Consider the following 4324-nt stretch of genomic DNA (forward strand, 5'->3'; position numbering starts at 1 on the left):
AGCGCCAGCGCCGCGGCGGGCACCCCGATCGGCAGGCACAGCACCAGCGCCCAGCCGATCACCTGCCAGCCGGGCATGAGCCGCGCCAGCCGCCCGCCCTCGGTGTACCCGGCGGCGCACACCAGCAGGGCGCCGAAGAGGTAGGCGTCCGCGGAGGTCAGGGCGCCGCCGCTCTGCTGGACGGTGAAGGCGGCCACGGCGGCCGCACCCACCAGCGCCGCCGCCCAGAAGGTCCGCGAGGGCCGGGCCCCGACGCGCAGCGCGGACAGCAGAGCGGTGGTGAGCGGCAGCAGGCCGACGACCACGGCGGCGTGCGCGGTGGTGGAGGTCTCCAGGGCGAGCGTGGTCAGCAGCGGGAAACCCACGACCACTCCCGCGGCGACTACCGCGAGGGCGGGCCAGTGGCGGCGGGCGGGGGGCGCTACGCGCAGCGCGAGCAGACAGGCGCCCGCGACGAGAGCCGCGAGCACGCTGCGCACGGCCACCAGTGTCCAGGGCCCGAAGCTCTCCAGACCCCAGGCGGTGGCCGGGAAGGTGAGGGAGAAGGCGACGACTCCGAGCCCGGCCTGGAGGAGACCGGCGCCGGTGCCGACGCCCCCGGCGTGCGCCTCGGACACCGCGGGCGGGATGGTGGCGACCGCTATCCGGTCCGGTGCGATAGCGCTACTCTTTGCTCTCATGCAACAGCGTAGCAGCGTGGATGAGCTCGCCCAAGAGCTGCGACAGGAGCTCGACCGCTACTCACCGGGTGGAAAGCTCCCGTCCAGCCGGGCCCTGGTCGAGCGGCACCGGGTCAGTCCGGTGACCGTCTCGCGGGCGCTCGCGCAGCTCGTGGCCGAGGGGCTGGTGGTCACCCGCCCCGGCGCCGGAGCGTTCCGCGCCGAGCCGGCCGCGCCGGCGGCCGCCGCGGCGGGCGACACCTCCTGGCAGGAGGTCGCCCTGAGCGCGGACGGCGCCGCCGACCTCGTGCCGCGCACGGTGGACGCCTCCGGGGTCACCGTCTCGCTCGCCGCGCCGCCGCCCGGCGTGATCGAGTTCAACGGCGGCTATCTGCACCCCTCGCTCCAGCCCGAGCGGGCCATGGCCGCCGCGCTCTCCCGTGCCGGCCGCCGCCCTGGTGCCTGGGGGCGGCCCCCGCTGGAGGGCCTGCCGGAACTGCGCGAGTGGTTCGCGCGCAGCATCGGCGGCCCCGGCGGCTCCGTCACCGCGGCCGAGGTGCTGATCGGTGCGGGCGGCCAGTCCGCGCTGACCACCGCCCTGCGGGCACTCGCCCCGCCCGGCGCTCCCGTACTGGTCGAGTCGCCCACGTATCCCGGCATGCTGGCCATCGCCCGCTCCTGCGGGCTGCATCCCGTGCCCGTGCCCGTCGACGCCGACGGGGTGAAGCCAAAGCTGCTGGCCGACGCCTTCCGGGCCAGCGGTGCCCGCGTGTTCGTCTGCCAGCCCCTGTTTCAGAACCCCACCGGCGCCGTGCTCGCCCCCGCCCGCCGCGCCCAGGTGCTGCGGACCGCCCGTGAGGCCGGCGCCTTCGTCGTCGAGGACGACTTCGTACGGCGGCTGGTCCACGAGGACGCCGGGCCGCTGCCGCCCCCGCTGGCCGCCGACGACCCGGACGGGGTGGTGGTGCACGTCTGCTCGCTGACCAAGGCCACCTCGCCCAGCTTCCGGGTGAGCGCGCTGGCCGCCCGCGGCCCGGTGCTCGAACGGCTGCGCGCGATCCAGGTGGTGGACAGCTTCTTCGTGCCCAGGCCGCTGCAGGAGGCGGCCCTCGAACTCGTCGGCTCGCCAGCCTGGCCGCGCCATCTGCGGGCGGTCTCCGCCGAGTTGAGAGCCCGCCGGGAGGCCATGACCGGCGCGCTGCGCCTGAACCTGCCCCGGCTCGCCCTCCCGCACATCCCCTCCGGCGGCTACCACCTGTGGCTGCGGCTGCCCGACGGCACCGACGAGACCGCCCTGACCGCCGCGGCCCTGCGCGCCGGCGTGGCCATCACCCCGGGCCGCCCCTACTTCAGCGCCGAACCCCCGGCCGCCCACGCCCGCCTGAGCTTCGCCGCGGTCGGCGGCACGGCCGAGATCGCCGAGGGTGTGCGCCGGCTGGGCGCCGCGTGTACGGAGGTCCTGTGAGGCGGAGGGGGACGGAGCCGTGCGGTCTCGACGGCGGACGCGGTGATTCCGGATGTGTTGTCCCGGGTTCCGCCACTTGTCCCGCTCCTTGGCCCTCGCCTTGAAGTAAGTTTTCGTACACCCTCGGTAACCCACAGGTAACACCCCTTGACCTGCCCACTTGAGCGGCTCACGATCGCCGCATGGCACTTCGGGTCACATTCGTCGCCGCCGCACGCAGCTCCCCGCTGCTCGCCGAGCGCTTCGACGACGACCGGCCACTGGACCAGGCGGGCTGGGACGAGGTGCAGCACATCGCCCCCGGCCTGCTGCCGCTGGCCGCCGCCGACCTGCGCTACTGCTCCCCGACCCCCCGCAGCCGCGCCACCGGTGACGCCCTCGGCTACGCGCCCCTCGTCCAGCTCGCCCTGCGCGACTGCGACATGGGCCGCTGGCGCGGGCTCACCCTCGGCGAGGCGATGGCCCGCGAGCCGCAAGCCGTGGACGCCTGGCTCGCCGACCCGCGCGGCACCCCGCACGGCGGCGAGTCGCTGCTGACCTTCATCTCCCGGGTCGGCGGCTGGCTCGACACCCGGCCCCTGGAGGACGGCTGCCGCGTCGTCGCCGTCGCCGAGCCCTCGGTGATCCGCGCCGCCCTCGTCTACGCGCTCAAGGCGCCCCCGTCGACGTACTGGAACATCGACGTGCGCCCCCTGTCCGCCATCACCGTCGCCGGACGCGGCGGCCGCTGGAACCTCTGCCTGGACGGCATTCCGGCTCAGGCGTCCCGCTCGTAGTCCGTCGTCAGCACGAGGTCCTTCGCCGGGCCGCCAACCCGCCACACCGTGCGCCAGTGGTCCGCGTCCCGCACGGTGAACTCACCCCGGTACAGGTCCGCGGCGCAGGGGTGGCCGGCGCTGTGCCGGCCCGAGCGCAGGTCCAGGTCGTGGAAGGGGCGCCCGTCCGCGAACCGCACGTCCGCCGTCCCGGGCGCGGCGCCGGGCAGGAACCGCAGCGTCCGGTGGGCGGGCCGGGCCACGCCCCGCCAGACGAAGGTGCCCGACTCCAGGTGCAGCAGCCCGCCGCCGTCCAGCGCCTCGAAGGCCGTGGTGCCGGTGAACCGGCCGTCCTCGCCGCTCGCCAGATCCCGCACCGAACGGCGCACCCGCCAGCTCCCGGCCAGATACGCCAGTACGTCCGCAACCGGCCAGACCTCGCCGCCCATCGCCGTCCGCACACTCCGTTCCTCGCCGCCGCCCGACACCGCCCATCCTGCCACCGCGCGCCCCGGTGAGCGTGCGTACGGAATTCATTAACCCCCGGATCATTTCCGGGACGACTTCTGTTTCCTTTTCCGCAACGGGAATTGAGCCGGTCCCCGGGTAATCCGAATTCGTGCCATATTTTTCCGCCGGGCGGACAACCATCCGGAAAGGCCGCCCGTCTGAATGGACGCACCGACGAATTGCCTGGGGGAAAGCCGTAAATGGACCGTTCCACGCCGCGAGGGAACCCCGCGCGGGCCGCCGCCCTCCTCGCGGCGGCGCTCACCGCCATCGCGTTCTGCGCCGCCGACGCCGTCGCCCGCAGCTTCCCCTTCGGACCCCGCACCCGCAGCGTGAACGACCTCGGCAACCAGTACGTCCCCTTCCACGCGCACCTGTGGGACCTGCTGCACGGACGGGCCGACGGCGGACTCCTCGTCAACTGGCAGTCCGGCTTCGGATCCAGCTTCCTGCCCGACCTCGGCACCTACCTCGGCAGCCCGTTCGCCCTGCTGGTCGGGGTGTTCCCGCGCGACGAGATCGACCTCGCGGTGTACGTGGTCACCCTGCTGAAGACGGTGTGCGCCGGCGCCGCCATGGCCTGGCTGCTGCCGGCCCTGCGCCCCGGCCGCTGGTGGGCGGCCGGACTGCTCGGCGCCTCCTACGCGCTGTGCGGCTGGAGCGTGGCGGACGCCGCGTACAACCCGATGTGGCTCGACGGGCTCGTCGCCCTGCCGCTGCTGTGCCTGGCCGGCGAGTGGGCGCTGACCGGACGGCGGCGCTTCCTCGGCGTACTGGTCGTGACGGCCGCCTGGGTCGCCAACTTCTACACCGCCTACATGGCCACGCTCGGCGCCGCCCTGGTCCTGCTGCTGCGGCTGTGGCTCGCCGGGCTGCCGCGCCGGCGGGCGCTCGCGGTGGCCGGGCGGGCGGCGGTGACGGCGGCGCTCGGGGTG

4 protein-coding genes and 1 pseudogene are annotated in these 4324 nt (G+C 74.9%); 3 read left to right on the forward strand and 2 right to left on the reverse strand.

Going from position 1 to position 4324, the window contains the following annotated elements:
* Window positions 1-680: pseudogene (locus tag IE249_RS22050) on the reverse strand (DMT family transporter); the annotation flags it as partial.
* Here IE249_RS22050 and IE249_RS22055 point away from each other — a divergent pair.
* Both IE249_RS22055 and IE249_RS22060 read left to right on the forward strand, forming a co-directional pair.
* Complete coding sequence (locus IE249_RS22055) at window positions 679-2124, forward strand: aminotransferase-like domain-containing protein (protein WP_189707114.1); 1446 nt, start codon at window positions 679-681, stop codon at window positions 2122-2124. The pseudogene IE249_RS22050 and the gene IE249_RS22055 overlap by 2 nt on opposite strands.
* A 182-nt stretch (window positions 2125-2306) precedes the next feature.
* Entirely contained in the window at window positions 2307-2900 is a 594-nt protein-coding gene (locus tag IE249_RS22060; protein WP_189707116.1) for a histidine phosphatase family protein, read from the forward strand.
* Here the strand turns inward: IE249_RS22060 and IE249_RS22065 are convergent.
* On the reverse strand, window positions 2882-3328 hold the full coding sequence (locus IE249_RS22065; protein ID WP_189707299.1) for a DUF6314 family protein: 447 nt from the start codon (window positions 3326-3328) through the stop codon (window positions 2882-2884). The two genes, IE249_RS22060 and IE249_RS22065, sit on opposite strands and share 19 nt — an antisense overlap.
* 261 nt (window positions 3329-3589) lie before the next feature.
* Here IE249_RS22065 and IE249_RS38090 point away from each other — a divergent pair.
* On the forward strand, window positions 3590-4324 hold a 735-nt coding region (locus IE249_RS38090; RefSeq protein WP_229858990.1), incomplete at its 3' end, for a YfhO family protein.

This window comes from Streptomyces anandii JCM 4720 (assembly GCF_014650655.1).
Lineage (GTDB): Bacteria > Actinomycetota > Actinomycetes > Streptomycetales > Streptomycetaceae > Streptomyces > Streptomyces anandii.

Excerpts from the sequence above, each read along its gene's own strand:
- IE249_RS22060 (WP_189707116.1), top strand. The coding sequence starts at position 2,307 with ATGGCACTTCGGGTCACATTCGTCGCCGCCGCACGCAGCTCCCCGCTG.
- IE249_RS22055 (WP_189707114.1), top strand. The coding sequence starts at position 679 with ATGCAACAGCGTAGCAGCGTGGATGAGCTCGCCCAAGAGCTGCGACAG.
- IE249_RS22065 (WP_189707299.1), bottom strand. The coding sequence starts at position 3,328 with ATGGGCGGCGAGGTCTGGCCGGTTGCGGACGTACTGGCGTATCTGGCC.